The 24,532-nt window shown below is 45.4% G+C and carries 27 protein-coding genes and 1 riboswitch; of the genes, 14 read left to right on the top strand and 13 right to left on the bottom strand.

All coding sequences use genetic code 11. The annotated features are described in order from the left end of the window. Positions 1–13: 13 nt before the first annotated feature. Positions 14–259, bottom strand: a complete 246-nt coding sequence (locus QUB39_RS16100; RefSeq protein WP_333262597.1) for a hypothetical protein — start codon at positions 257–259, stop codon at positions 14–16. Positions 260–277: 18 nt separating this feature from the next. On the opposite strand from QUB39_RS16100, the gene QUB39_RS16105 reads away from it, so the two are divergent. Both QUB39_RS16105 and QUB39_RS16110 read left to right on the top strand, forming a co-directional pair. Further along, positions 278–763: a glutathione peroxidase gene (locus QUB39_RS16105; RefSeq protein WP_333161383.1), complete on the top strand. Its 486-nt coding sequence runs from the start codon at positions 278–280 to the stop codon at positions 761–763. Positions 764–1,277: 514 nt separating this feature from the next. Continuing rightward, a complete protein-coding gene (locus QUB39_RS16110) occupies positions 1,278–1,739 on the top strand; it encodes a VOC family protein (protein ID WP_333212880.1) in 462 nt (153 codons plus the stop codon). Positions 1,740–2,084: 345 nt separating this feature from the next. Here the strand turns inward: QUB39_RS16110 and QUB39_RS16115 are convergent, their stop codons facing one another. The 5 genes from QUB39_RS16115 to QUB39_RS16135 form a co-directional block, all read right to left on the bottom strand. Beyond that, entirely contained in the window at positions 2,085–4,670 is a 2,586-nt protein-coding gene (locus tag QUB39_RS16115; protein WP_333485100.1) for a PAS domain S-box protein, read from the bottom strand. A gap of 131 nt (positions 4,671–4,801) precedes the next feature. Continuing rightward, positions 4,802–5,077 (bottom strand): hypothetical protein, encoded by a 276-nt coding sequence (locus QUB39_RS16120; protein ID WP_333212169.1) that lies wholly within the window; start codon positions 5,075–5,077, stop codon positions 4,802–4,804. Positions 5,078–5,621: 544 nt separating this feature from the next. Continuing rightward, positions 5,622–7,760, bottom strand: coding sequence for an ATP-binding protein (locus QUB39_RS16125; RefSeq protein WP_333485101.1), 2,139 nt, complete (start codon positions 7,758–7,760; stop codon positions 5,622–5,624). Between the two features lie 147 nt (positions 7,761–7,907). Next, positions 7,908–8,252 carry a slr1659 superfamily regulator gene (locus QUB39_RS16130; protein ID WP_333056031.1) on the bottom strand — a complete coding sequence of 115 codons (345 nt, stop codon included), beginning with the start codon at positions 8,250–8,252 and terminating at the stop codon, positions 7,908–7,910. Between the two features lie 17 nt (positions 8,253–8,269). After that, the gene (locus QUB39_RS16135; protein ID WP_333212172.1) at positions 8,270–9,538 is read right to left on the bottom strand and encodes a transposase; all 1,269 of its coding nucleotides are present in this window, start codon (positions 9,536–9,538) and stop codon (positions 8,270–8,272) included. A gap of 553 nt (positions 9,539–10,091) precedes the next feature. Between QUB39_RS16135 and cynS the strand changes: the two genes are divergently transcribed. The 7 genes from cynS (at position 10,092) to QUB39_RS16170 (ending at position 17,001) form a co-directional block, all read left to right on the top strand. Further along, on the top strand, positions 10,092–10,535 hold the full coding sequence (cynS, locus tag QUB39_RS16140; protein WP_333055975.1) for a cyanase: 444 nt from the start codon (positions 10,092–10,094) through the stop codon (positions 10,533–10,535). Between the two features lie 359 nt (positions 10,536–10,894). Further along, positions 10,895–12,274 (top strand): ATP-dependent protease ATP-binding subunit ClpX, encoded by a 1,380-nt coding sequence (clpX, locus tag QUB39_RS16145; RefSeq protein WP_333055974.1) that lies wholly within the window; start codon positions 10,895–10,897, stop codon positions 12,272–12,274. Positions 12,275–12,422: 148 nt separating this feature from the next. Next, a riboswitch (cobalamin riboswitch) is annotated at positions 12,423–12,569 on the top strand. A 22-nt stretch (positions 12,570–12,591) separates the two neighbouring features. Beyond that, complete coding sequence (locus tag QUB39_RS16150) at positions 12,592–13,002, top strand: DUF1636 domain-containing protein (protein WP_332960812.1); 411 nt, start codon at positions 12,592–12,594, stop codon at positions 13,000–13,002. Between the two features lie 266 nt (positions 13,003–13,268). Further along, complete coding sequence (gene cobW, locus QUB39_RS16155; protein WP_333055973.1) at positions 13,269–14,303, top strand: cobalamin biosynthesis protein CobW; 1,035 nt, start codon at positions 13,269–13,271, stop codon at positions 14,301–14,303. A 238-nt stretch (positions 14,304–14,541) separates the two neighbouring features. Then, a complete protein-coding gene (locus QUB39_RS16160) occupies positions 14,542–15,513 on the top strand; it encodes a GTP-binding protein (protein ID WP_333212175.1) in 972 nt (323 codons plus the stop codon). 46 nt (positions 15,514–15,559) lie between these two features. Further along, on the top strand, positions 15,560–15,910 hold the full coding sequence (locus QUB39_RS16165; RefSeq protein ID WP_333278844.1) for a hypothetical protein: 351 nt from the start codon (positions 15,560–15,562) through the stop codon (positions 15,908–15,910). Then, positions 15,895–17,001 (top strand): WD40 domain-containing protein, encoded by a 1,107-nt coding sequence (locus QUB39_RS16170; protein WP_333212179.1) that lies wholly within the window; start codon positions 15,895–15,897, stop codon positions 16,999–17,001. Before QUB39_RS16165 ends, QUB39_RS16170 begins: the two co-directional genes overlap by 16 nt. Before the next feature lie 158 nt (positions 17,002–17,159). Here the strand turns inward: QUB39_RS16170 and QUB39_RS16175 are convergent, their stop codons facing one another. Together QUB39_RS16175 and QUB39_RS16180 are read right to left on the bottom strand one after the other, a co-directional pair. Next, on the bottom strand, positions 17,160–17,996 hold the full coding sequence (locus tag QUB39_RS16175) for a metal ABC transporter permease (protein ID WP_333055969.1): 837 nt from the start codon (positions 17,994–17,996) through the stop codon (positions 17,160–17,162). A gap of 256 nt (positions 17,997–18,252) precedes the next feature. Continuing rightward, entirely contained in the window at positions 18,253–18,972 is a 720-nt protein-coding gene (locus QUB39_RS16180; protein ID WP_333055968.1) for a metal ABC transporter ATP-binding protein, read from the bottom strand. A gap of 66 nt (positions 18,973–19,038) precedes the next feature. On the opposite strand from QUB39_RS16180, the gene QUB39_RS16185 reads away from it, so the two are divergent. Beyond that, positions 19,039–20,139, top strand: a complete 1,101-nt coding sequence (locus tag QUB39_RS16185) for a metal ABC transporter solute-binding protein, Zn/Mn family (protein ID WP_333055967.1) — start codon at positions 19,039–19,041, stop codon at positions 20,137–20,139. Positions 20,140–20,252: 113 nt separating this feature from the next. Here the strand turns inward: QUB39_RS16185 and QUB39_RS16190 are convergent, their stop codons facing one another. Further along, the gene (locus tag QUB39_RS16190) at positions 20,253–20,513 is read right to left on the bottom strand and encodes a DUF7219 family protein (protein WP_333055966.1); all 261 of its coding nucleotides are present in this window, start codon (positions 20,511–20,513) and stop codon (positions 20,253–20,255) included. A 289-nt stretch (positions 20,514–20,802) separates the two neighbouring features. Next, complete coding sequence (locus QUB39_RS16195) at positions 20,803–20,970, bottom strand: metallothionein (RefSeq protein WP_333055965.1); 168 nt, start codon at positions 20,968–20,970, stop codon at positions 20,803–20,805. A 146-nt stretch (positions 20,971–21,116) separates the two neighbouring features. Here QUB39_RS16195 and QUB39_RS16200 point away from each other — a divergent pair, with 146 nt between their 5' ends. Then, positions 21,117–21,524, top strand: a complete 408-nt coding sequence (locus QUB39_RS16200) for a metalloregulator ArsR/SmtB family transcription factor (protein ID WP_333485103.1) — start codon at positions 21,117–21,119, stop codon at positions 21,522–21,524. A 2-nt stretch (positions 21,525–21,526) separates the two neighbouring features. Here the strand turns inward: QUB39_RS16200 and QUB39_RS16205 are convergent, their stop codons facing one another. From QUB39_RS16205 to QUB39_RS16215, 3 genes are all read right to left on the bottom strand, one after another. Further along, positions 21,527–21,727 (bottom strand): heavy-metal-associated domain-containing protein, encoded by a 201-nt coding sequence (locus tag QUB39_RS16205; protein ID WP_333055964.1) that lies wholly within the window; start codon positions 21,725–21,727, stop codon positions 21,527–21,529. Positions 21,728–22,033: 306 nt separating this feature from the next. Further along, on the bottom strand, positions 22,034–22,885 hold the full coding sequence (gene aroF, locus QUB39_RS16210; RefSeq protein ID WP_333212182.1) for a 3-deoxy-7-phosphoheptulonate synthase: 852 nt from the start codon (positions 22,883–22,885) through the stop codon (positions 22,034–22,036). Between the two features lie 142 nt (positions 22,886–23,027). Then, entirely contained in the window at positions 23,028–23,240 is a 213-nt protein-coding gene (locus tag QUB39_RS16215; protein WP_333278841.1) for a hypothetical protein, read from the bottom strand. 227 nt (positions 23,241–23,467) lie between these two features. Between QUB39_RS16215 and QUB39_RS16220 the strand changes: the two genes are divergently transcribed. The 3 genes from QUB39_RS16220 (at position 23,468) to QUB39_RS16230 (ending at position 24,500) form a co-directional block, all read left to right on the top strand. Further along, on the top strand, positions 23,468–23,683 hold the full coding sequence (locus QUB39_RS16220; protein ID WP_333055961.1) for a plasmid partition protein ParG: 216 nt from the start codon (positions 23,468–23,470) through the stop codon (positions 23,681–23,683). A 204-nt stretch (positions 23,684–23,887) separates the two neighbouring features. Continuing rightward, positions 23,888–24,103, top strand: coding sequence for a hypothetical protein (locus QUB39_RS16225; protein ID WP_190739384.1), 216 nt, complete (start codon positions 23,888–23,890; stop codon positions 24,101–24,103). After that, positions 24,093–24,500, top strand: coding sequence for a hypothetical protein (locus QUB39_RS16230; RefSeq protein ID WP_333055959.1), 408 nt, complete (start codon positions 24,093–24,095; stop codon positions 24,498–24,500). The genes QUB39_RS16225 and QUB39_RS16230 overlap by 11 nt, the downstream gene beginning before the upstream one ends. The last annotated feature ends 32 nt before the right edge of the window (positions 24,501–24,532 follow it).

A 24,532-nucleotide genomic window follows, 5' to 3' on the forward strand; every position in this document is an offset into this window, starting at 1 on the left:
TTCGGTCTAGATTTTAGCTATTAGCGAGAAACTTAAATCTAAGAACGGACTGTGGCGATTCGTGCTGGGGAGAAAGTTCACCGCCATCTACTAAGATCATGTTCGGTAAATTAACCGTAATTTTGGTAGTGGCGGGTTTACCAATATCTATAATATAAGCCCGATATCCGTCAACCCGCCCCGACCGGGATATGGAAATTTTTAGCGATCGACCTCTAGACAAAATTGTAGCGACTTGCGGTAAAATTGTGGTGGTCAAATTTAAAAGTATTTGAAAATGCCCAGCACAATCTCCGACATTAAAGTAAAAACGATCGCAGGCGAAGACAAGCAGCTAGGAGAGTACGCTGGCCAGGTACTCTTGATAGTTAATGTAGCTTCCAAATGTGGCTATACACCTCAATACAAAGGACTCGAAGAATTAAGCCAGAAGTACAGCGCGGCTGGACTCCGTGTTTTAGGATTTCCCTGCAACGACTTCGGAGGTCAAGAACCCGGAAGTAATCCAGAAATCGTCAATTTCTGCACTACAAAATACGGCGTCACCTTTGAATTATTTGACAAAGTACGCGCTAAAGGCACTCAGCAGCACCCGCTGTACGCTAAGCTTACGAGTGCAGTCGAGCCCAAGGGTGAGGTTTCCTGGAATTTTGAGAAATTCTTAGTTAGCAAACAGGGTGAAGTGGTTGCCAGATTCCGCAGTAGTGTTGGCCCCGATTCGCCCGAACTGATCGCTGCCATCGATCGAGAATTGGCGAAATAAGAAGTTCGGCAACTAAGCAGTGTACAGGATTTAACTGATTTAACGGATGGATGTTTAGGGAAGAGGGAAGAAATTAATAGGCTTTTTTTCCAATAAGTTGAAAGCTATTTTTTTCCTTCTGCTTTTCCCCCTTGTGTGCAAGCACTAAACCATGAACAAATACCGATGATTGTATTTAATTGGAGAACTGTTTAATTTAATGGAAAATACATCGGGATTAGATTTAGTTGTAGGTGTACTTGCCTTCGCAATTCTGGCAGGTGGTCTGGCCATGCTATTTGTAGGCATGGCATCATTTCCTAAAGAAAAATAACAATACTAGGACTTACTCACAATTGTTGAGAAACCGGGTTTTTTTACGAAAAGACACGTTGTAGACCGCACCAAAGGTAAAAAACCCGGTTTCGAGGCCCCGATTAAGTCCTGACTACCAACTTAAAATGCTTATTTTACAGCAGACCATCTGAATAAATCAAACTCCTTTCAATTTGAACATTCGCAATTGATGACAATCATGCAAACTACCGAAAACAACGTCAAAATTGCCCTCGCGCCGGGGAATTTGCGCCGCGTTCACCATATTGCTTTAAACGTGCGCGACATGAAAGCTTCCCGCCACTTCTATGGTACAATTCTCGGTCTGCACGAACTAACAGGTGCAGAAATTCCCGCAACTTTAACAGAAATGGTAGCCGCTGGTAAAGTCGCTAATTTCGTTACCCCAGACGGTACTGTTATTGACTTATTTTGGCAGCCCGACTTGGAACCGCCAAACCCAGACCCGGAGAAAGCTTTTACCCGCGCCAACCACTTAGCCTTCGATATTGAGCCGGATTTGTTCGATCGCGCTCTGGAAGTGCTAAAGTCAAATCAAATTGCGATCGACAGCGGCCCCGTCACTCGCGCTACAGGACGCGGCATTTACTTTTACGATCCTGATGGATTTATCATCGAAATCCGTTGTGATCCAGCTTAAACACTCGCTATCGGGTTCTCTGTAGTCCGGGTGCACCCTACATTTACTCTTTGCATTGCGGTAATCCCTAACGATCGCTAATTAAATAACTTATACAGCACTTTCCAGGTAAGTGAAGTACAGAGAAACCGGGTTTCTTGAATAAAACCGGTTTCTGGCGAGAAATCCAGAAGAAACCCGGTTTCTGGGGTGTACTTTATAAACCTGGAATCCGCTGTAATTTTAATTATTATTGTGGGATGGGCGTCCCGCCCGTCCAAAAAGGACGGGCGGGAAGCCCATCCCACTTTCAAGAGTGGAAGTTATTTAATTCTCATTCCTAAACATCCTACCTTTAAAGTTGTTTTATTTTCCGTCTTGGCTAATAGGTTGCTTCGGCCAAGTAAACCGAAAAGTTGCTCCCTCACCTTCGGCAGATTCTAGGGAAATAGTGCCCCCTTGACCTTCGACAATTTTTTTCACCAGCGACAAACCAATCCCAGTATTTTCAACTTTATCACGAGCTTCCAAGGTCTGAAAAATCACAAAAACTTTATCGTGATATTGAGGATCAATTCCCGGCCCGTCATCCTCTACAGAAAACTCGTAAAAATCATCTAACTCTTTAACGGATATGTTTACGTGACCCGATTCAGATCGGTTGTGCTTAATTGCGTTGCTAATTAAATTAGAAAAAACCTGCTGCAACAGCAATCTTTCTGCCACAAAAGTTGGCATTTTCGGTTCAACTTTCACCTCAAATCCAGACGGCGGCGCCAACGAATCAATAATTTCGGCTAATAAATTCTCAACTTTTACCATTTCTGAAGGCACTTGAATCCGTCCGACGCGGGAATATTGCAGCAGTCCCTCAATCAAAGCTTCCATGCGGTGAACTCTGCCGCGCAGCAGGTTCATTTGGTGCAGAGTATCCTCTGTCATCGACTCGCTGAGGTCTTCTTCTATCCAACTGCTGAGATTTGCTATCGCCCTGAGTGGCGCTTTCAAATCGTGAGAAACTACATAAGCAAACTGGTCTAATTCTTGATTCCGCTTTCTTAAAACATTCGTCGTTTGAGCCAGATTTTGGGCTGTTAACCTCAATTCTTGAGCGCGCAACCGCAGCGATTCCTGCGCTTGTTTGCGATCCCTAATATCTTCAACCACACTCATCAAAAATTGAGTGCCATTTTCTTCTCGCAGCAGCGAAACCGTCAAGTTTGCCCACACCAACTCTCCGTCTTTGCGGATGTAGCGCTTTTCCAAAGAGAAATTTTCAATTTCTCCTGCTAACAATTGGCGCACAAGTTCCTGTTCACTTGCCAAATCTCCAGGCCAAGTAATCTCCTGAAATCTTTTCTCCAGCAATTCTTGCCTGCTGTAGCCCAAAATATCGCAAAGTTTTTGATTGACTAACAGAAATTTGCCTTCCACAGTCGCTTGGGCCATGCCGACTGCCGCCTGCTCAAAAGTAGCGCGAAACCGCTGGGCGCTTTGGGCCAAAGCAATTTCTGAGCGTTTGCGATCGCTAATATCGTTGCTGATTTCCAAAATAGCGATCGGTCGATCTTGCTCGTCGCGCTGCAAAGTCCACCGGCTGGCCACCGTTATTTTTGTCCCGTCTTTCTTAGTTCGCACCAGTTCTCCTTGCCAAGAACCCTTCTCGAAAAATACTTTTTGAATTGCCTCAAAAGGTTGAACCCATTCTGTTTGTAAAAGCTTGTGAATATTTTTTCCTACTGCTTGCGACTTCCGCCACCCGTAGAGCCACTTGGCCCCTAAATTCCAATAAGAAATCGCTCCATTCAAGTCTAGTACCGCGATCGTATCGTTGGCCAAATCCAGCATTTGCGCTTGCTTTCGCAGAGTTTCCTCGGCTTGTTTGCGTCCTCTGGCATCGCGGCAAATCGCAATAAACAAGTGTTGATTTGCCAGACGCATTTCGCTGACTGCCAACTCCATCGGAAACTTCGTGCCGTCGCTGCGAATACCAACTGTTTCTTGTTGGTAAGTCTTCAGCGTAGTATCTGGATGTAACACAAAATATTCGATCGAATAATCCCCCACGGTGCTGTAAGGCTGGGGTTGAGCTATCAGTTGCCGCAAGTTAGAGCCAATTATTCGATCGGCTTTCTCGCCAAAAATCTTTTCTGCTGCCCTATTAAAAGACTCAATATTTCCCTGTGCGTCCAAAGTAATAATACCGTCAGCCGCATTGTCTACCACAGCTTGAATGCGACTTTTACTTTCTTCCAAGCCAGCTTCCCGCTTGCTCAATTCCTTCTCTAAACTATCAAATAAATACCAGGAAACCCCTGCCCCCAAACAGCCGAAAAGCAAACCAGCAAATTGCACGAAATTAATGAAATCTATCAACTCCTGTATTTTCCGATCTACAGCTTTCTGGTAGGCTTCGCCGGCATTAGCAAACACATTAATTTTGGCGCGCAGGTTATCCCTCCTCACTTTGCCTTGAGTGAACACCTCAATTATTTCCGGCGACTGCACGCTTGTTGCCGAACTATCGAGCTTATTCAAAGTGTTTTGCAAGAAATTTATATGCTGTTCGGTACTTTTTTTTATATCTTCAAATCGCTGAGCTTGCCGTGGATTTCCTCGAACCATAACCTTGAGTTTAGCCAGCAGCGGAGGCAAACTCGTCTTGGCTTCTAAGTAGGGTGATAGAAATTCGCGGCGCTTTGTCAACCCGTAACCCCGAATGCCCGTTTCCGCATCCACCACGAGGCTTAACAAGCGGTTAGTTTCCTGAAGTATTGCCTTATTAGTATCTGCTCGCTTTCTTATCTGTAGGGTACTATCGCGGAGGGCTGCAATTGCTAGCAGGGAAGCAAACAGAAAAATAATGGGGATAGCAACGATGATTGCTCCCCGCTGGCGAATTGGTCGGTCTGTCCATACAAAGTGGAGGCAGCGATCGAGCAAATACTTCACGAATATTGAAGGAGAAAGTTTGCTGCCAGTATATCGCTTTTTGGTCGTTTAGGCTATGGATAAGTTTGTTTTGTTTAGTTGGGCGAGCGTTGGGGACTAACCGTGGAAACTAGATTAGACCCCTGCTATAGCTACCTGCTGACACTAACAGCAGATTTTTTGGCACGGTGTTTAAACGGAGGCAGGGAGAAAGAAAGGACTTTTTTCGACACCGAGACAGCAGGCGAAGCAGAAAGGATCGTTTCTGTTTTACCTTCGTTTTCGCCTTCGGCTTCTGCTTTTAAACTAGAGTCTGTTTCGCCAGTGTTTGGAACACTTGTAACTACAGTAGTCCACCTGCCTGTAGCCGGATCGCGATAACAAGTAAAAGGGTTTATTTTTAGCGGTTGACTGCAAGGTTTAATCATGTAGATGCACTCCTTTGATTCTGAGAAATTGTGCATTGCTTTCAGCAGCAATGCTATCTCGCCCGTAGAAGCAGTATGAAGGCAAAAAGCAGAATTGTGTTTCTGCGTCCAGAGACTTTTGAAACTTCCTGATTTCCTGTTAAATTTTGCCTTCTACTGCTTCGCGACCATAGCATTACTTTTACCAAATTGCCTTTCTGGAAGCAACCCCCCACCGCCTTAATTAGGTTGAGGTGGGACTTGTGAATGCAGCGAGGCCCCCGATCGTGCCTGCAGGACAATCTTGGAATAATATAGGTATTCTAGGCTGAAAAAAAATGCTACTGTGTGATCGACAACAGAGGTCGATCGCGATCGGTGTCACAATTAAAAAGGGAATGGGTAATTGGTAATGGGTAATTGGTAATTGGAAAATTGGTAATGGGGAAATTATTCCATCTTTTGCCATCCGTTAAATCCGTTAAATCCGGTACACAATTTCGGGAAAAATTCCCACCCGTTAAGTCCCTTAAATCCCCTACATTGCTAGTTGCCCAACTTGTTTCTAACTAATATCAACTTTTGCATTTAAATGCACCGTAAAAGTAGAGCCAACATCCAACTCACTCTCAACAGTAATATCGCCGCCCATCATCTGGCAAAACAAGCGACTAATGGCCAATCCTAAACCGGTGCCGCCGTACTTGCGAGTAGTCGAAGCGTCCCCTTGAATAAAAGGTTGAAACAAACCCTGCTGCTGTTCGGCCGACATTCCAATCCCCGTATCAGATACCTGTAAATAAACCCAATCGCTGTCGCCTGCGGGTTCGCGAGTCGCGCTCAACAGCACCGTTCCACCTTCGGTAAACTTCAGGGCATTCGAGAGCAAATTGAACAAAATTTGCCTGACTTTGGTCAAATCAGCATACATCACTCCCAAATTGTCCGAGCAAGAAACTTGCAATTGATTGTGATTTTTTTCGACCAAAGGGTGCAAAGTTGCAACGACTTCTTCTATTAAATTACTGAGGTCAAATTTTTCTAAATAAAGCTCCATCCGACCGGCTTCTATCTTAGAAAGGTCTAGAATATCGTTAATTAAAGTCAGCAAGTGTTTGCCGGCGTTATAAATTTTTTGGGTGTCGGGAACGATCTCTTCGAGTCCCGATTCCCGTGCTTCTTCTTGTAGCATTTCGCTGTAACCGATAATCGCGTTGAGCGGTGTCCGCAGCTCGTGGCTCATATTGGCTAAAAAAGTGCTTTTAGCTCTCGAAGCTGCTTCAGCTTTGTGTAAGGCTTCTTGCAAGGCTATTTCGGCTCTTTTGCGCTCGGCAATTTCGATGCGGAGCAGTTTATTGGCGGTGGTGAGTTGAGCGGTGCGCTGATCGACGGTCATTTCTAGCTGTGCTTTGGCTTTGGAAAGGGCTTCCTGAGCCCGCTGGCGCTCAAATCCTTCGATCGCCAGTGCTACCAAATTTGCCAAAGAATCAGCGAAGGTGCGCTCCTCCAGAGCCCACTGGCGGGGCGCGCCGATATGTTCGAGAGAGAGAATGCCCACGATCTGGCCACCGAGCCTAATTGCTACATTTAATATGGATGAATTCGGCTTGCTGGCATTTGGCAGCACACCGGAATGTTCGGCGAGGGAAGATGAGTGGGACAAATTTGTTTGTAGAGAGTTTTGAGTCTTTGTCGTAGGTTCTAAACCATTGTCCGATCGCAAATTTTCGCGCGGTGCGTCGCCTTCAACATCTAAAATTGATAAATTTAAATCGCTTGCCGATATGCACTCCCGGCTCAAATGATTCTCCTGGGTGCGATCGTACACGTCGAGACAAACTAATTTGAGGTTGGGGATTTTAAACTTAGAATGATTAACTCCCTCGTGTTGCTCTGGGGCAGCGGTATCTGTCTCGATTGCCTCTGTTTGGTTGTGGGCGAGTAATCTCTCAGTAAAATTTAGCTGGGGATCGCTGGGGTAGCGATTTCCAAATCTTCCATGGTTGTAAAGCCAGACGCTGACTTTTTCGACATCCAAAGTCCGGGCTGCAGCCTCGGTAATTTCGCGAATTCCCACATTCAGCGCACCGCTGTTGAGAGTCCTCTGCCTACCTAGCTGCAACAAAGCCAAACTCTGGCGGCGGAGGCGCTTTTCGCTCTCTTGGAGGGTTTGTTCTGCTTCCTTGCGCTGGGTGAGGTCGTACAAGGCGCACAATGCCGTCGGCTGGCCGTTAAACACCAGCGACTGAACCGAGATCATGGCCCAGAAAGCGGTGCCGTCTGATTTTTTACAGTGGAGTTCGTAGTTTTGCAGGTATCCCTCTTTAGCAAGTGCCTCAAGTACCTTTGGGCGATCGGCGGGGTTGAAGTAAAAGTCTGGAGTGCTGCAGCCGATCAATTTTTCTAGAGGTATGCTCAGGAGAGAAGCCAATTGAGCGTTCGCATACATAATCAAGCCGTCACAGAGGCGAGAAACTAATATCGGCACGGGAGTTGCCGAGGCGATCGCCCGAAACTGCTCTTCGCTGGAACGCAGCGCCAACTGAGCTTTGCTCAGCAAGTGAGCTTCCATCGTATCTGAATGTTCGGTGGTTGTCTCCAGCAAAAGTTCTAGGTCAACCTTTTCGCGCTTCAAGTTTTCAAGTTCCGCACTCAGCCGCTGAACGTCGAAAAGTAGCTGTTCTGTCGATGGTTCTTCCTGCATAGCAATTGAAAATTGGTAAATTTTAGTCGGTTCTGAAGTTTTTTATGGTTTTGTGCTAGTTTAACTATGACTTATTCCGATTAACTTCAGCCACCCCGATCCTGGTTCGCGGACTTAGCCGGGGATTACTGTCTACCTTTTTCGCTATTATTCCAATTCTAAGTGCAAGGAAGGCATCAGCCGCTGCAAGTTTTTCAGGGATTTTATCTGCCAGGGGATCTGTTTAGAACCTTTGATGGCGATTTGAATATTTTTTTGCTGGCGCACTTTGATCACAAATTTTGAGAGAATATTAATTCCAGAACTATTTAAAAATTCTAGCTTTCGCAAGTCTAGAGTCACCGTGTTTGGGCAGGAGTCAGCCACTTCGTTGAGCAGATCGACGATCGGTGCGTATTCTTCCACCTGGCTGAGTCGGAACGACCCGCTACAGGTGACTGTTTGCGTAGTGCGATCGTACTGGATCGTGTAATCTTTGGTCTGAATCTCCATAGCTGGTAAAAGTATAGTCATTTATAGGCATGGGAGGCTTCAAGTCCCTCCCCCTTCACTTTTACTTTGAGCGGATTAACCCGCCTCGGCTGAACTACGCAGCTCCCTATCCCATCGCTGAAGGCATTTGGGATTGCTTTTCTGAGGATGTTGTACGAAGCGTTGATATCAGAATTAATTAACTGACCAGTCGATGTTTTGTACAAACCTCGCTTGAGCCGCTTACCAGTGAACACAGGCTCTTTATCAGTTTTTCCGTAAACAGGGATTGGGTCTAAGTCCAAAAAACTTGACCGCGACGTGTAGGATTCCTCCTGCACGATTACCTTAATTCCCGCCAACCAAGCTTTGTATTCCAACATCTCAATTAGTCGAGCGTGAGGGAGACTGACAAAGTTTTGGTTGGTTTGCTTCCCTAGATAAATTCCAGTTTTCCACTGTGCATTCTTGCCAATTACTAGCGTCCCAATCTGCTTGGCCGTTAAAATGTCAATAATTAGGCGGCTGGCATGATGTAAGTAATTGTCAACTTTCTGATTGCGACAGCGAGTTAAGCGCTGAATCCGGGGTGAAGTTTTGCGATTCCCTTTCAACTGGGATTGTAATCGTGAACAGCGTTTGTTGTAGAACTGGTTAATCGATTTTAATGGTCGCCCGTTAATCAACAAAGGGATAAATCCCGGCTGATTTGAAGTTAACGCCACTAAATTATCCAGTCCTAAATCAATACTAGCTACAGAGTTGGCATTGCCAAGGGTGGACTCCGCTTCATCATAAATCACCTCAATTACATAGGAATCACATTTCGGAACCAGTCTAACTTGACAAATCTGGTTGGGATTGAGTTGGGTTTTAATTGAAAGTTCAGTGCCGGAAAGTTTAATGATTCCTTTCTTCAACTGTTTGCTGCTAATTGCTTGAATCGTGTAGACGAGAAGGTTTCGCCCTTTAGTCTTATCTTTGTACTTTGGCAATTTTGGGCTACCCGTGAATCTTGAAGAGTCAGCTTTGTAAGCTTTAATGGCTTCAAAAAACGATTTCCAATTCTTGTCTAGCACCATTAAGATTTGCTGACTTACTTTAGCAGGCAAAGCCTTATATGCTTCGTGAGACTTCATCAATCGGTTCATTTCGTTGTAATTGACATAACCCCATCCATAAATAAAGCTCTGACGAATGACGTAATTGGCGGCATTGTAGAGGTTTTTGGACTTGAAAGCTAGTTCGTCTATTTGGGCGAAACGGTGTGACGTTGATTTAATGATGTGCCTCTGTGTTAGTTGCATTTGAGAGTTGCGTTTTTTGGGCGATGCGTATTCCTTGTTCAACACTCACAACAATAGAATACCATTATTGTTTATAATTGCTTATAAACTCAATGAAGTTTTACAATACTTTTGTCAGTTGCCGATTTTGAGTGGTAAAGGGGCTTTGGCTGCGTGAGCGAGGATTGAGCTTCAGGCTAGCACGATCAAAATTCACCCGTTTGCCGAATGCCGAAGGCCTTGGCGTGTGTAACTTTTGTTACATATACTGCCAACTGTACGATTGCCCCTGGGCAGTTAGGAGTTATTTTAGGATTTAGCGGTTGTGATACGAGTTGGCAAAAATAATGCAACTGTTGACTAGCTCTCAACCCTGGTAGTCATCAGTCATTGCCAATCTAACATTTCCAATCTCAAATCTCAAATTGTATGAGTTGTGGGGGTAGACGAGACCAGCTTTTGCTGAAGTTCCGAGCTATCAATTTGATTTTTTTTATCAATTTGGTATTGACAAAATCCCCAAAATGTGAGACATATTGCACATCTGGCACTGAAGTGAAGGGGAGAATATTTAATGGCAATTTCAGGAATTACAGAAAAGCTTTTGGCTGCTAAAAAAGCTAAGGGAATTAGTTTTGCAGATTTGGAAAAAGTTTTGGGGCGCGACGAAGTTTGGATTGCGGCGGTTCTTTACCGTCAAGCTACCGCATCAGCAGATGAAGCCGAGAAAATTGTATCGGCTTTGGGACTAGATAGCGAGACGGCTGCGGTTCTCTGTGAACCTCCGTTAAAAGGTTCTTTGGAATCCTCGGTTCCGGTTGACCCGCTGATTTATCGTTTCTATGAAATTATGCAGGTTTACGGGATGCCACTCAAAGCAGTGATTCACGAAAAATTTGGTGACGGGATTATGAGCGCGATCGACTTTACTTTGGATGTCGAGAAAGAAGCAGACCCAAAAGGCGATCGAGTGAAAATAATTATGTCGGGAAAATTTTTGGAATACAAAAAATGGTAAGCCCGTGCGGCTTTATTTTCAAGTGAAAATGAAAAATTAAAATTGGCTCCCATGACTCATGACTAATCACTAAAGCCTCAAAAGTGTTAACTTAGAAACAGAGATCGCGAAGCTTGACTGCGCCAAAAAACCGAGACAAGCCCCCGACTTAAGTCGTGCAGAGCCCCAAATTTTAGACCCTAGTTCAGCTCCAAAATTCATCTGTGGAGTAAATCTAAAATCTAAAATCTAAAATCTAAAATCGACTGACTGGCTTGGGTGTCCGATCGGGAAACCCCTCTAGGGCACAGCTAAGGTAACTCCCGCGGCAACTTCCCCAGTCGAAACAAGCAACCGCAACCGTAAAGTAAGAGGCAAATATGTCAAAATATGACTCCCATCTCAGATGCTCCTTTTGCGGCAAGTCGCAAGAGTACGTCCGCAAGTTAATAGCTGGGCCCGGCGTCTACATTTGCGATGAATGCGTGGAACTGTGCAATGAAATTTTAGAGGAGGAGTTCTTTGACTCCAGTAAAACAATTGGCCAACAGATTCCCCAATCAGAGGTGCGAGAGTCTCAGGGACAAGGAACCAGGCGCCCAGGTCGATCGAATAAATCGAAAATTGTTTTAGGTCAAATTCCGAAACCAACAGAGATTAAGCAGCATTTAGACAACCACGTCATCGGCCAGCACTCAGCAAAAAAAGTCCTTTCTGTAGCAGTTTATAACCACTACAAGCGCTTGAGCGTTGACCAAGTAAAAGATAGCGACAAGTCTTCCCCTGACAGCGATGTAGAATTGCAAAAATCCAACATCCTGCTAGTAGGACCCACAGGTTGTGGCAAAACTTTGTTAGCGCAAAGTTTGGCGCAAATGCTCGAAGTTCCGTTTGCCGTAGCTGATGCGACGACACTGACAGAAGCTGGATATGTCGGCGACGATGTAGAAAATATCTTGCTGCGGCTGTTGCAAATGTCCGATTTTGATGTGGAAGCGGCGCAGCGGGGCATTATTTATATTGATGAAATTGACAAGATTGCTCGCAAAAGCGAAAACACTTCGATCACTAGAGATGTATCGGGAGAAGGAGTGCAGCAAGCGCTGCTAAAAATGTTGGAAGGAACAGTGGTTAACGTGCCCCCGCAAGGCGGCCGCAAACATCCTTACCAAGATTTTATTCAAGTTGACACTAGCAAAATTCTATTTATTTGTGGCGGTGCTTTTGTCGGTTTGGAAAAAATAGTTGAACAGCGTTTGGGTAAAAAATCCTTGGGCTTTATTCAGCCAACAGAAAGCGACACCAACTCAACTTTGCCGGCGAAGGATAAGCGGGCCGCTGATATTTTGCAGCAGGTACAGCCGGACGATTTAGTCAAGTTTGGTTTGATTCCTGAGTTTGTCGGGCGGATACCGGTGGTGACGGTGATTTCGCCGCTGGATGAAGCAGCTTTGATGCAGATATTGACCGAGCCCCGGAATGCGCTGGTGAAGCAGTATCAAAAGCTGTTGAAGATGGACAGTGTGGAATTGGAATTCCAGCCGGAAGCGCTGCGGGCGATCGCCCAAGAGGCCTATCGTCGTAAAACTGGCGCGAGAGCTCTCCGCAGCATTTTAGAAGAGTTAATGCTGGATGTGATGTACGAGTTGCCTTCTCGCAAGGATGTGGCTAACTGTATGATTACTCCTGAAATGGTCGAGAAGCGATCGACTGCTGAATTGCTGTGGCATCCCGCATGGCGGCAGCACGAAACTGCATAATTTGTAATCTGTAGGGTGCTTGTGGCGCATCCTACAAACTACTAAACCAGCCCCCAGATTTATCCCTGGGCTCGCTTTCTCCCATCTAAAATCTAAAATCTAAAATCTAAAATCTAAAATCTAAAATCGATTGGCGGTAAGTGCGGTATGATGTGATTTCGCGATCGGTTCTAGCGGGGAGCAGCCGTTAGAGGAAACGGGGAAAGTTCGGTGCAAGTCCGGCGCTGTCCCGCAACTGTAATGAAACCCTTGGGGTTTCTCAAGTCAGAATGCCCGCCGATATATAACTCACTTTTGAACGCATCTGCGAGGTACGGATGATGGATGGAATTAACACGGCTGTACGCACAAAGCACAGTCTATTTGTTTGCACTGCTTGCGCTAGTGTTTGGAAAAACGGCAAGCGCGAAGGTAAAAGCGGCGGTCAACAATTTATGGAAAATTTGTCGCAACTCGCTAAAGATTGGGAGTTTTCTGATAAGTTTGAGATTCAAGAGGTTGAGTGCATGAGTGCTTGTAGTCACTCTTGTGCGGTGTCTTTTGCTGCTGTTGGAAAGTACACTTATCTGTTTGGCGATTTACCAGCAAATGAGTCGGAAAGCGTCGAGGCGGTACTCGAATGCGCGGGTCAATACTATGCTAAACCAGACGGTTTGTTGCCTTGGTCTGAGCGTCCTCAAGCTCTGAAAAAAGGTGTTTTAGCAAAGATTCCACCACTACCAAATTAGAGTTTTTCTCCTTACCATGCTCGGCCCATCGGCGATAACTAAGACCACCAATCCGCCAGGGACTTAAGTCCCTGGCTAATAGCGAAAGTCCTCTAAAGAGGACTGAGAATAAAAAATTTAAACTCATTAGTCCTCTTGAGAGGACTTTCGCTTTGAGGCAGGGGTTTAAACCCCTGCCGGAATGTCGGTTTAACGAGTTTCCTGTCAGCAATTGACTGACCCAAAATTGAAAGATATTCAATCACAGTACAACAACTAAATTATCAATGCACAAAATTCCTGTTACTGTCATCACTGGTTTTCTTGGTAGCGGTAAAACTACCTTAATTCGCCACTTATTGCAAAATAATCAAGGTCGCCGCATTGCTGTTCTGGTTAACGAATTTGGCGAAATCGGAATTGACGGAGAACTGCTGCGCGATTGCCAAGTTTGCGACGAAGAAGAAAATGTCAGCAGCAATATTGTTGAACTAACAAATGGTTGTCTTTGCTGCACTGTTCAAGAGGAATTCTTGCCCACTATGCAGGAATTGTTGAAGCGTAGAGAGCAAATAGATTGTATCTTAATTGAGACTTCGGGCCTCGCACTTCCTAAACCTTTGATTCAAGCTTTTCGCTGGCCGGAAATTCGCACGGGTGCTACTGTAGACGGTGTGGTTGCTGTTGTCGATTGCGAAGCTATTGCTAGCGGTTCTTTTGTCGGTGATATCGATGCTTTGATGGCACAGCGGCAGGCTGATGATAGTTTAGATCACGAAACTCCGATCGAGGAATTGTTTGAAGACCAGTTAGCCTGTGCCGATATGGTACTTTTAACGAAGGTCGATCGCGTAGATGTGGAAACTCACAAGAAAGTCCAAAGCTGGTTGCAGCAAGAGTTACGTCCGAGTGTGAAAATTGTGCCCTGCAAAGGTGGCGAAATTAACCCGGATGTGTTAATGGGATTTAATGCGGCGGTTGAGGATGATTTGGAGTCTCGCCCAAGTCACCACGACACTGAGGAGGAACACGAGCACGATGATGATATTAACTCGACTTACTTTATTGCCGATCGCGAATTTGAACCTGAAGCTTTGGTGAAAAAACTGCAATCCTTGATGCAGCAGGAGGAAATCTATCGGATTAAAGGGTTTGTGGCGGTTCCCAAGAAACCGATGAGGATGGTGTTGCAAGGTGTGGGCTCTCGGATAGAATATTTTTACGATCGCCCTTGGCAATCTTCCGAGATCCGTCAAACCAAATTAGTGCTGATCGGTCGAGAGTTAGAGCGCGATCGAATTGCAGCTATGATTAACAATTAATTGTCATCAGTCATTAGCCACACACGCTGACCTCAGAAACCGGGTTTCTTCCTATATTTCTCGTTCTTCCAAAACTCGTAGAAACCCGGTTTCTAGCCCTATGGGTAAGCCCTGAACCAAAGACTGCGTATTCCTGTAGTTAAAAACTCTTAACATTTTTTAATAAACTTGCTACTACCAGCAAGTTTGGTGTAAAATAACGATAATGGTTATCATTGTACACTAATCGAGGTCAAGTATGGTGAGTGCTGGGGCGATCGAATCAGTTCCTGTTACCGTTCTCACAGGCTATCTGGGTGCAGGCAAAACTACGCTACTGAACCGAATTTTAACAGAGGAACACGGCAAAAAAGTTGCAGTCATCGTCAACGAGTTCGGCGAAGTAGGCATCGACAACCAACTGATAATTGATGCCGACGAAGAAATTTTCGAGATGAACAACGGCTGCATTTGCTGTACAGTGCGAGGCGATTTAATTCGGATTATCGGCAACTTGATGAAGCGGCGAGACAAATTCGACCACATAGTCATCGAAACCACAGGTTTAGCCGACCCCGCACCCGTCATTCAGACATTTTTTGTAGACGAAGATATGCGGGACACATTACTGCTAGATGCAGTTGTCACCGTAGTCGATGCCAAGCACATCTGGCAGCACTGGGACGCAGACGAAGCTCAAGAGCAAATTGCATTCGCCGATGTAGTTTTGCTCAACAAAACAGATTTAGTGACTGAGGAAGAATTGGCAGAATTAGAAAAGCGAATTCGCGCCATGAATGCAATGGCAAAAATTTACCGTACTCACAACGCTGAATTACAAATGGATGCTTTGTTGGGCGTCAAAGCATTTGATTTAAACCGGGCATTAGAAATAGAACCCGACTTTTTGGGCGAAGACACTCACGAACACGACGAAACTGTTACCTCGGTAGCAATAGTAGAATCCGGCGCCATTGATGGCAACAAATTTAGCGATTGGATTGAGGAATTGTTGCGAACTCAAGGCCCGAATATCTTTCGGACAAAAGGCATTTTGAATGTCGCCGGAGACAACAAGCGATTTGTTTTTCAAGGAGTACACATGGTGTTCGATGGCCGACCGGATAGACCTTGGAAAGATACAGAAACTCCTAAAAATGAGCTTGTATTTATCGGTCGGAATTTAAACGAAAATCAATTGCGAGAGGATTTTCGTAAATGTCTGGTTTAACTGACATATTGAAGCATTTTCAATAAGCCTTTTAGCAACAGGCAAGATGCCTGTTCCACAAGAAGAGAATTCATCTCTTGTGGAAGGGAACAGGCTTTCCGGCCTGTTCCACAAGAAGAAAATTCATCTTTTGTGGAAGGGAACAGGCAAGATGCCTGTTCCACAAGAAGAGAATTCATCTTTTTGTGGAAGGGAACAGGCAAGATGCCTGTTCCACAAGATGAAAATTCATCTTTTGTGGAAGGGAACAGGCAAGATGCCTGTTCCACAAGATGAAAATTCATCTTTTGTGGAAGGGAACAGGCAAGATGCCTGTTCCACAAGAAGAGAATTCATCTCTTGTGGAACGGGCATCTTGCCCGTTCTTAAGAATAGTACAATATGTCAGATTCAATAAATATGGGTAACAAAAAGACAAATAAAAGTGAACTAACCCTGCAATTTCACGCTAAAAAAATGCTGTCTGACTACGTAACTGCTGTTACTTGGTCGCCGGATGGCAAAACTTTAGCAGTCTGTTCCGCTGCGGGCGAAGTGATGTTAGGGACTGTAGGGACAATGAATGAATTGTCCTTGCAACCGCTACAAACTGCTACGGGTAAATCAGCCGATTGCTTGTCTTTTTCACGCGACAGTCAATTCCTAGCTGCTGGCGGACAAGACGGACGGGTGCAAATTTGGCGCGTTAATTCTGGGGAATTAATTGCTAATTTGGACAACCAGCGCGTCTGGGTGGACAAGTTAGTTTGGAGTCCGAACTGCAATCAGTTAGCTTTTAGTATGGGCCGCTGCGTTCAAGTTTGGAATGCTGATGATGATGTTGTTGAAGTAACGCTGAATTTCGACTCATCATCTATCCTCGATTTAGCATGGCATCCTGTTGTTAAATATCTGGCAGTTAGCGGCTATCAAGGTGTCAAAGTTTGGGACGGCGAAGACTGGGACGAAGACCCGCACGTCTTGTCAGTACCGTCTGCAACAGGTGCAATTTCTTGGGATACGTCAGGGAAATATTTAGCTTGCGGTAATATTGACAACACCCTAATTGTTAATGAATGGGGCAGTTCTCAACCGTGGATAATGCAGGGTTTTCCGGGGAAAGTTCGGCAGTTAGCTTGGTCGGGTAAAACTAATTCTTTGGGTGCACCTTTGTTAGCTGCTTCGAGTTCTCAAGGCATTTCTGTCTGGGAAAGAGACGCTGATGAAAGAGTCGGTTGGGAAGGTTGGGCGTTAGAAGTGCATGAAAAAGTTGTAAATGCGATCGCCTTTCAACCTACCACATTTTTATTAGCTTCTGCAGCCGCAGATGGTCAAGTTTGTTTGTGGTATGAAGCAGAACAATTGCTGCAAATTCTCAAAGGTGCAGAGGGCGGTTTTTCCTGTCTCGCATGGCATCCCGAAGGCCAGTTTCTCGCGGCTGGCGGCTGTGGAGGCGAATTGCTGGTTTGGTCAAAGTTTATGCGTGGCAAAGGCTTCGGGGGGCGCTAAGTTCGCATAGGTGCCGGTTTGACCAAAACATAAACAATTGAAAACTTTAGGATTTACCCACGGATGCCGAGAAACCGGCTTTTTCGAGCGTCTACTTCGTTGCATACCGCATCGAGTAAAAAACCCGGTTTCTAAGCGTCGAAGTGCGTCCTGGAGTGTTATCCTCTCTTTCTTGTCAAAATCCCTTGACTGGGACTGAACAGCAAAGCTACTAAAAATAACCCAAAAACAACTAATACAATTGCCGCACCAGACGGCATATTCCAATAATAGCTGAGATACATACCAGTCACGCTAGCTGTAATCCCAATAATAGCTCCTAATCCCATCATTAAATGTAGCTCTTTTACCAACAAATACGCCGTCATTCCCGGCCCGATTAACAGCGAAATTACTAACAGCGCTCCCACGGTTTGCAAACTCGCAACAATCGTCAGCGTAATCGCCGAAATCATCCCCAAATAAATCCAGTTTACAGGCAAACCGCAGGCTTGCGCCCCCAGGGGGTCAAAAGTATAGAATAGCAGTTCTTTGTAAAAGATTTTAACGATCGCCAAAATAATCAAAGTTATCACAAAAGTCTGCTGCACGTCAGCAGGTGCAACTGACAATATATTCCCAAACAAAAACCCATCTAGGTCTAATTTTGTTGTCCGCAACAGGCTAATTAAGGTGACGCTAATTGCTAAAAATGTCGATAAAATTAATGCCATGACTGCATCAATTTTTAGGCGCGATTGGGATTGAATCCACGCCATAATCACGGCGCTGATAATTCCCGATATAAAGGCACCGATCGAAATATTGAAACCTAAAGAAAAAGCTACGGGCAATCCTGCTAATACTGAATGGGCAATCATGTCAACCATCATTCCCATTTGCTGTACAATTAGGTATGAACCGACAACGGCGCAGAGAATTCCTAGCAAAATGCCGACGGCGATCGCATTTCGCATGAACTCGAATTGTAGCGGCTCAATTAGTAGGTTTAACATTGAATTAGGTTAATAATAGGTTTTTTTTAACTACAATCAATTGCACAGGCGGGACGCCCGTGCCACAATCCACTTCACAGGCGGGACGCCTGTCCCACAATCCACTTCACAGGCGGGACGCCTGTCCCACAATCTACTTCACAGGCGGGACGCCTGTGCCACAATCAATTGCACAGGCGGGACGCCTGTGCCACAATCAATTGCACAGGCGGGACGCCTGTGCCACAATCAATTTTAAAGATAAATCTTTTTTGGCTTACGCTGACACTAAACTTAAATCGTATCCATAGGCTTTTTGAATATTGGCTGCGGTGAGCACTTCCTGGCAGGAACCGCTCGCAATTAACTGCTTGTTGAGCAATAATAAATTGTCGTACTGTTTTAACGTTTCGCCTAAATCGTGACTGATTACTAGCAATGTTTTATTTTCTGCTTTTAGTTCGGCAAAAATATCGAAAATAATTTCTTCGGTTGCTTTGTCGATCGCGTTAAAAGGTTCGTCGAAGAAAAATAAATCGGCTTGTTGGGCGATCGACCTTGCTAAAAAAATCCGCTGTTGCTGTCCGCCAGACAGTTCGCCAATTTGTCGATCGCGCAAATCCCACATTCCCACCCGCAGCAAAGCGGCTTTGACCAATTCTTGGGACTGCTTCGAGGGGCTGCGAAACCAGCCAGTCTTAACGGTTCGCGCCATCATCACCGCATTCCACACCGTAATCGGATAATCCCAGTCAATTTGCGATCGCTGGGGCACATAAGCCACCCGCGATAACTGCTGCTTCAACAACCGCCCCTGATATTTCACCAAACCGCGACAAGCCGGGATCAATCCCAGCATCGCTTTCACCATCGTGCTTTTCCCCGCGCCGTTGGGGCCGAACACACCCGTTAATTGTCCGGGATCTAACTGGAAATTCACGCTGTTGAGGGCTGCAATTCCGCGATAATTGACAGCCAAGTCTTGCACTTCTAGCATAATTAGAGATTTTGAGAACGATTCTTGTTCGTAGCTACTACAATAGGATAACTCGAAAAAGCAATAATGATTATCGTTCCAAAGGTGAAAATGTTAAAGAACTTGCCTGGAAAAACCCGCAGATTTTGCGGTGCCACTGTTTTGGCAATTGGCTGCGGGCTGGTTGGCTGCAGTGGAGGACAGAACGCAACCAATCCGGTGTCAGAGAGTCCCGCCGCAACTCAAACTCCAGCCAGTCAGGCCGCCAACTTGCCCAAAGTCGTCGCCACGACTGGCGTTATCTGCAACCTAACTAGAGAAATCGCTCAAAGTTCGATCGACACCACCTGTCTAATCAAGCCGGGAGACGACCCCCACGCCTATCAAACTAAGCCGGAAGACCGCAAAGCGATTGAAACCGCAAATCTGATTTTATACGGCGGCTACAACCACGAACCCAGCATCATTAAGTTAATTGAATCTAGCAGTAATTCCGCACCCAAAATCGCCGTACACGAACTCGCAGTTCCCAAACCGCTGATAGGCGAACACGAGCACGAACACGGCGAAGAGAAAGCGGAAAATGAAGCCCATGCAGAAGGCGAAAAAGTCCCTGACCCTCACGTTTGGCATAACCCTCAAAATGGCATCCGTATGGTAGAAACAATTCGCGACCAATTGATCGAAGTTTCTCCCACCAATGCTCAACTTTATACAAAAAATGCAGCCGCCTTAACAGATGAGTTGCAAAAAGTAGATACTTGGATCAAAGCTCAAATTGCGACTATTCCAGCCCAAAAACGCAAGTTAGTAACAACTCACGATGCTCTGAGTTACTATGCCGATGCTTACGGTTTGGAGATGGCTGGAGCTTTACAGGGTGTGACGACAGAGGAACAGCCCACGGCCGCAAGAATTGCCGAATTGTCCTCAGAAATTAAGAGTACAGGAGTGCCGACTATTTTTGCCGAAACTACAACTAATCCGAAGTTGATGGAGACTGTGGCGAGGGAGGCAAATGTCAAAATTTGGGACAAGGAACTTTACAGCGACGAGTTGGGCGGCCCCGGCACCGGTGCTGATACTTATCAGGGAATGCTGAAAACTAATACTTGCACGATTATTTCTGGCCTCGGCGGCAATTGTACTTCCTTTGCAGGAGAAACTGCACCAAATCCCAAACCATAGACTTTCTAAAGTTCGCCTAGCAAGCACCTTACATTTGCTGGATACGCAGCAAAACGCAGCGTTTGCAATCGCAGGGGTTTTCGATTGCAAACGCTGCGTTGGCTGCGATGACTTTAAGGTGAATTTTGCTCCTCGGTACTGGGGGGGTTTTGGCCAATTCCCAATTGCTTCTTAGAGGATTTTAAGTCTTTCCAAAGCATCTTAATATCTTTATAGGCTTTCTCAGCACTAATTTTCCCCCCTGTTTCCAGCGAGCAAATATAAGTTATTTTTTGAGCAAACTCCTGCAAATTGGCATTAAACGCCAAGTTTTCTGGCGTGAAATCACCGTAGTAGCGATTGCGAGGATGTAAAAAATCTTCCCGCTCTTTCATTGCCCCCTCCTAATTTAACTTTTGGTATTCAACTTTTGGTTCGGTCTCTGCTGTTAATAGCACTATTTGTACTCTGTATCGCGGCGCCAACTTGCTTCTATTGTATTGCGTAAGTAGCAATTGTGCTTTTTCGCTCTGTATTTAGTCTATTAATGCAGTCTTAACCTTAAGTTAGCTTTATTTTAACTTTTCTTTAACCTAAAAGCAAAAAAATTGGGAAATGCGCGGTTCGCATCTCCCTTTAGAGATATTTGGCAGTGGGTGATTAACCTTTTCTGAAGCCGAATATTTATTTGTTGCACTCGCAGCCTGTATGGCCGCAGCCTTGGCCGTTGGGGTGTCCGTCAGCGCAAGCACTGGAACAATATGTTTTGCCGTCTTTTTCAATGGCTTCGCTGGGACTGACAACGCACGAACATGAAGGGCAGGCACATTTTGTTTGGGTGGCGGTAGTCATTTGAGCTTCTCCTGGTGGGGTTGTTTGTCTATACTTATATATGAACACATATTCAGATATAAGTCAAGGGAATGTAAAAGTTTTGTTACAAAAGGTTTGCCGATCGCACTAAAATGAAAATGAGAATTAAAACTAGCCGGGAAAAGATGTCACCCAACTCTGCTGTTAACGGAGCGATAAGTCAGTCTCACGAACAAAACGATACACCAATGTGCGATCCATCGCACTTAGTTGACTGTGTGCGGGCTGGCGACATCCAAACACAGGTTCTCAACACCGCAAAAGCTCAGCGGATGGCTGAGTTTTTCAGTCTTTTGGGAGATGCGAATCGCCTGCGGCTACTGTCGGTTTTGGCAAAACAAGAACTGTGCGTGTGTGACTTAGCTGTGGCGTTGAGTATGAGTGAGTCAGCAGTATCGCACCAGTTGCGGGCTTTGCGGGCGATGCGGTTGGTAAGTTACCGCAAGGTTGGGAGACAAGTTTTTTATAGTTTACTCGATCGCCACGTTTTTGAACTTTACCAAGCAGTCGCCGAACACTTAGACGAAACCTAATCTTATTCTCCTTGGATGGTGTGGCCCGTAGCTACCACAGCTTGTTTGATTGACTCATCAGAAGCTTGGGCTTCAACAGTAACAGTCTTAGCTGCGACATCCACATTGACAGTAGCTTCGGAGTCAACAGTTTTGATGGCTTTGGTAATTGTATCACCGCAGCCAGAACAGACGATCGAGGGAACCTTAAGTAGTATTGCCATAATAAAAGCCAAATATTGTAGATGACAGTGTTGATTGTGCTTTTATTTTAATCTAATTTCGCTTTCCCCGCAAAAGTGCGCCAGAATAAATTCTGACCCTACAAAAGCCAAGTCCTGCGGCGCCAACTAATGACTAAGGATATCATCTCCGATCGAGCGATTAAAAGGGCGGGTTTTTGAGATTGTTAATTATTGGCAGATATTGTGGGTGAACCCGCCCCTACCGTATTAGGGGTAATCGACCGGACATAATATGACTGATGACTGATGACTGATGACTAATGACTGATGACTAATAACTAATGACTAATGACTGATGACTAATGACTTAATATCTGGTATGCACCGGCCAACGGCGGCGGCTACAGGCCGTAAACTCGCAACTAAATCTACCATATCTGGTAAAGAAAGAGCTTGCCGCGCGTCAGAAACCGATTTTTCTGGTTGCGGGTGACATTCAATAATTAATCCGTCTGCACCGCAAGCAACCGCTGCTTTGGCGAGTGGTGCGACTAATTCTCGCTTGCCGACGGCGTGAGAAGGGTCTACAATTACTGGCAAATGAGTTAACTGTTTGAGGGCTACGACTGCACCTAAATCTAATACATTCCGGGTGTAATTGTCGAAGCTGCGGATGCCTCTTTCGCAGAGAACTACATGAGGATTTCCGTGACTGACAATGTATTCGGCGGCCATCACAAATTCTTCGATTGTGGCTGACAAGCCGCGTTTTAACAAAACTGGTTTTCCGGCTTGACCGATCGCCTTTAGTAACTCGAAGTTTTGCATATTCCGACTGCCTAATTGCAGCATATCAGCATAGGTGACAACTGGCTCAATTTGGGCGCTCGACATTACCTCTGTCACCACGGGCAAACCGTAACGCCGGCTGACATCGGCTAAAATTTCCAGTCCCTCAATTCCCATCCCTTGGAAAGAATAGGGAGAAGTGCGGGGTTTGTAGACTCCGCCTCGCAAAGCTTGCACGGAGGCGGCGGATAGTTGGCGGGCAACTGTTTCCATTTGTGCGGAGCTTTCTACGGTACAGGGGCCACCGATGATTAATAATTCTGTGCCGCCGACTGAGACTGTTTCTGAAAGTTTGACAATTGTTTGGTGTTCGGGATGAGATTTGGTTACGAGTTTGGCTTCTAACATGAGGATATTTTCCAGCAAAATTAAGTGGGTGGTTGACAACAAAAAACCCGGAACTTTTAGGAGTTCCGGGTTCGTGCGAAAAGACAGCGCGACAATTTACCCAGAACTCTTGTTGGGCCAAAAATAAAAGCTGTAGTACCAGTTACTGAATAATGTCATTGCTGTTTTCGCTTGTACTCGATTGGTTGTTGGGGAAAGAAGTAGAAAAAACAAAACCGCAGGTGTTAATCTGCGGTTCGCCCGGATGTTCACAGTGAATTGCAAATTCACTCCGGGCGAACTTGGCTGTACCAAAAATAAAAATAGCTGTTGGCTGTGAACATAGCTGAAGTGCTGCGATTTTTGGATTAAACACAATACTATTCGACAAGCTAGCACAGGGAGACTGGGATGTCAAGCATTGTTTGCAAAATGTATGGAAACGGCAATGGCGTTTAACTCGGCGCGGTTGTCGTTTTTTGGCTATGTCTGTTATTATATCGATATAGGGACAAAGCGACAAGTCCTTATATCGACAAGCGACCCTATCCGATCGCGCGCCTGTGTGTCAGGCTAGACACATAGACAAATCGATATAGCGATATGGAAACTTTGACTACAAGTAAAACTGTGTCCGTAAAAATCTATCTACCTGAAGAGACAAGAGCCAAGTTCAAAGCATCTTGCGCCATGCGTAGCCTCAGCATGAATGAGGTTCTGTTGGAGTATATCGAAACTTGGTTACAGGAAAACGAACCCGTTTTAGAGCCAAAGCCCCAGCGCGTCAAGACGATCGCCAAAACTGAGGAAACACACTGATGACAAGCGAATTTCTTCATGTGGTAGCCGCCACGTGATTTATCTCGCGCAAATCAATCGAAAGCATCTCAAATCTCAAATCCTTGCGTCCCCCGAATTTATCTCGCGCAAGTCAATCCAAAATCCAAAATCTAAAATCTAAAATCGAATGACCGATCGACTATATCGAATAAATGGCATCCTCGAACCAACCGCGAGGGACAAATGCTGAGAGATTCAGACAACCCAGAGAAATCTTGGGAGGATTTAGAAGCGGAACTGCTTCCTCACCGTCCTTTTTATGCCCCCGGCGAGACTGAAATTGAAAAAGACCTTTATGCTAAGCGACGATGTGCTCAGCATAAAATGAAGGCTGAAAAACGCCCCGATATTGCAGGCCGTTCTTATTACTACTGCACGGAGACAAATAATGATGACTAACTCGAATTACCGACTGCTACCTGCCAGAGATGAGTATGTGCAAGTGTCTATCTATCTCAATCGGGTGCATTTAGACGGATATACGCCCGATCGCGCGATCGCACAATTGATCGAAATGGGTTATGCTCCTATTTTGCAATATCAGTGGAATCCAAAACGAAATGAGTTTGATTTATTTGCTCTGATTCACGATCGCCCGATCGCCGATTCACTGATGGATAAACAGGCTTGTGATGCTCTCTGGGCTGCTTTTAACCAATCTTCGCTTTACGTGATTGGTTGCGAGGCGGCGCAAAATTCTAACTGGCTAGCGGCACGCAGCTTTAATGATCCGCGCCGTCACGCTACGCCGGAGGAAATCGAGCCTCTGGAAGCAAATGCTACGGCCGCTGCTTAATATTTTAGTCCTGAGCGCAACTGGCACAAAAA

It is taken from the genome of Microcoleus sp. AT8-B5 (assembly GCF_036705565.1).
In the GTDB taxonomy this organism is placed as follows: domain Bacteria; phylum Cyanobacteriota; class Cyanobacteriia; order Cyanobacteriales; family Microcoleaceae; genus Microcoleus.

Excerpts from the sequence above, each read along its gene's own strand:
- QUB39_RS16105 (WP_333161383.1), top strand. The coding sequence starts at position 278 with ATGCCCAGCACAATCTCCGACATTAAAGTAAAAACGATCGCAGGCGAA.
- QUB39_RS16110 (WP_333212880.1), top strand. The coding sequence starts at position 1,278 with ATGCAAACTACCGAAAACAACGTCAAAATTGCCCTCGCGCCGGGGAAT.
- QUB39_RS16120 (WP_333212169.1), bottom strand. The coding sequence starts at position 5,077 with ATGATTAAACCTTGCAGTCAACCGCTAAAAATAAACCCTTTTACTTGT.
- QUB39_RS16125 (WP_333485101.1), bottom strand. The coding sequence starts at position 7,760 with ATGCAGGAAGAACCATCGACAGAACAGCTACTTTTCGACGTTCAGCGG.
- QUB39_RS16130 (WP_333056031.1), bottom strand. The coding sequence starts at position 8,252 with ATGGAGATTCAGACCAAAGATTACACGATCCAGTACGATCGCACTACG.
- QUB39_RS16135 (WP_333212172.1), bottom strand. The coding sequence starts at position 9,538 with ATGCAACTAACACAGAGGCACATCATTAAATCAACGTCACACCGTTTC.
- cynS (WP_333055975.1), top strand. The coding sequence starts at position 10,092 with ATGGCAATTTCAGGAATTACAGAAAAGCTTTTGGCTGCTAAAAAAGCT.
- clpX (WP_333055974.1), top strand. The coding sequence starts at position 10,895 with ATGTCAAAATATGACTCCCATCTCAGATGCTCCTTTTGCGGCAAGTCG.
- QUB39_RS16150 (WP_332960812.1), top strand. The coding sequence starts at position 12,592 with ATGATGGATGGAATTAACACGGCTGTACGCACAAAGCACAGTCTATTT.
- cobW (WP_333055973.1), top strand. The coding sequence starts at position 13,269 with ATGCACAAAATTCCTGTTACTGTCATCACTGGTTTTCTTGGTAGCGGT.
- QUB39_RS16160 (WP_333212175.1), top strand. The coding sequence starts at position 14,542 with ATGGTGAGTGCTGGGGCGATCGAATCAGTTCCTGTTACCGTTCTCACA.
- QUB39_RS16165 (WP_333278844.1), top strand. The coding sequence starts at position 15,560 with ATGCCTGTTCCACAAGAAGAGAATTCATCTCTTGTGGAAGGGAACAGG.
- QUB39_RS16170 (WP_333212179.1), top strand. The coding sequence starts at position 15,895 with ATGTCAGATTCAATAAATATGGGTAACAAAAAGACAAATAAAAGTGAA.
- QUB39_RS16175 (WP_333055969.1), bottom strand. The coding sequence starts at position 17,996 with ATGTTAAACCTACTAATTGAGCCGCTACAATTCGAGTTCATGCGAAAT.
- QUB39_RS16180 (WP_333055968.1), bottom strand. The coding sequence starts at position 18,972 with ATGCTAGAAGTGCAAGACTTGGCTGTCAATTATCGCGGAATTGCAGCC.
- QUB39_RS16185 (WP_333055967.1), top strand. The coding sequence starts at position 19,039 with ATGATTATCGTTCCAAAGGTGAAAATGTTAAAGAACTTGCCTGGAAAA.
- QUB39_RS16190 (WP_333055966.1), bottom strand. The coding sequence starts at position 20,513 with ATGAAAGAGCGGGAAGATTTTTTACATCCTCGCAATCGCTACTACGGT.
- QUB39_RS16195 (WP_333055965.1), bottom strand. The coding sequence starts at position 20,970 with ATGACTACCGCCACCCAAACAAAATGTGCCTGCCCTTCATGTTCGTGC.
- QUB39_RS16200 (WP_333485103.1), top strand. The coding sequence starts at position 21,117 with ATGTCACCCAACTCTGCTGTTAACGGAGCGATAAGTCAGTCTCACGAA.
- QUB39_RS16205 (WP_333055964.1), bottom strand. The coding sequence starts at position 21,727 with ATGGCAATACTACTTAAGGTTCCCTCGATCGTCTGTTCTGGCTGCGGT.
- aroF (WP_333212182.1), bottom strand. The coding sequence starts at position 22,885 with ATGTTAGAAGCCAAACTCGTAACCAAATCTCATCCCGAACACCAAACA.
- QUB39_RS16220 (WP_333055961.1), top strand. The coding sequence starts at position 23,468 with ATGGAAACTTTGACTACAAGTAAAACTGTGTCCGTAAAAATCTATCTA.
- QUB39_RS16225 (WP_190739384.1), top strand. The coding sequence starts at position 23,888 with ATGCTGAGAGATTCAGACAACCCAGAGAAATCTTGGGAGGATTTAGAA.
- QUB39_RS16230 (WP_333055959.1), top strand. The coding sequence starts at position 24,093 with ATGATGACTAACTCGAATTACCGACTGCTACCTGCCAGAGATGAGTAT.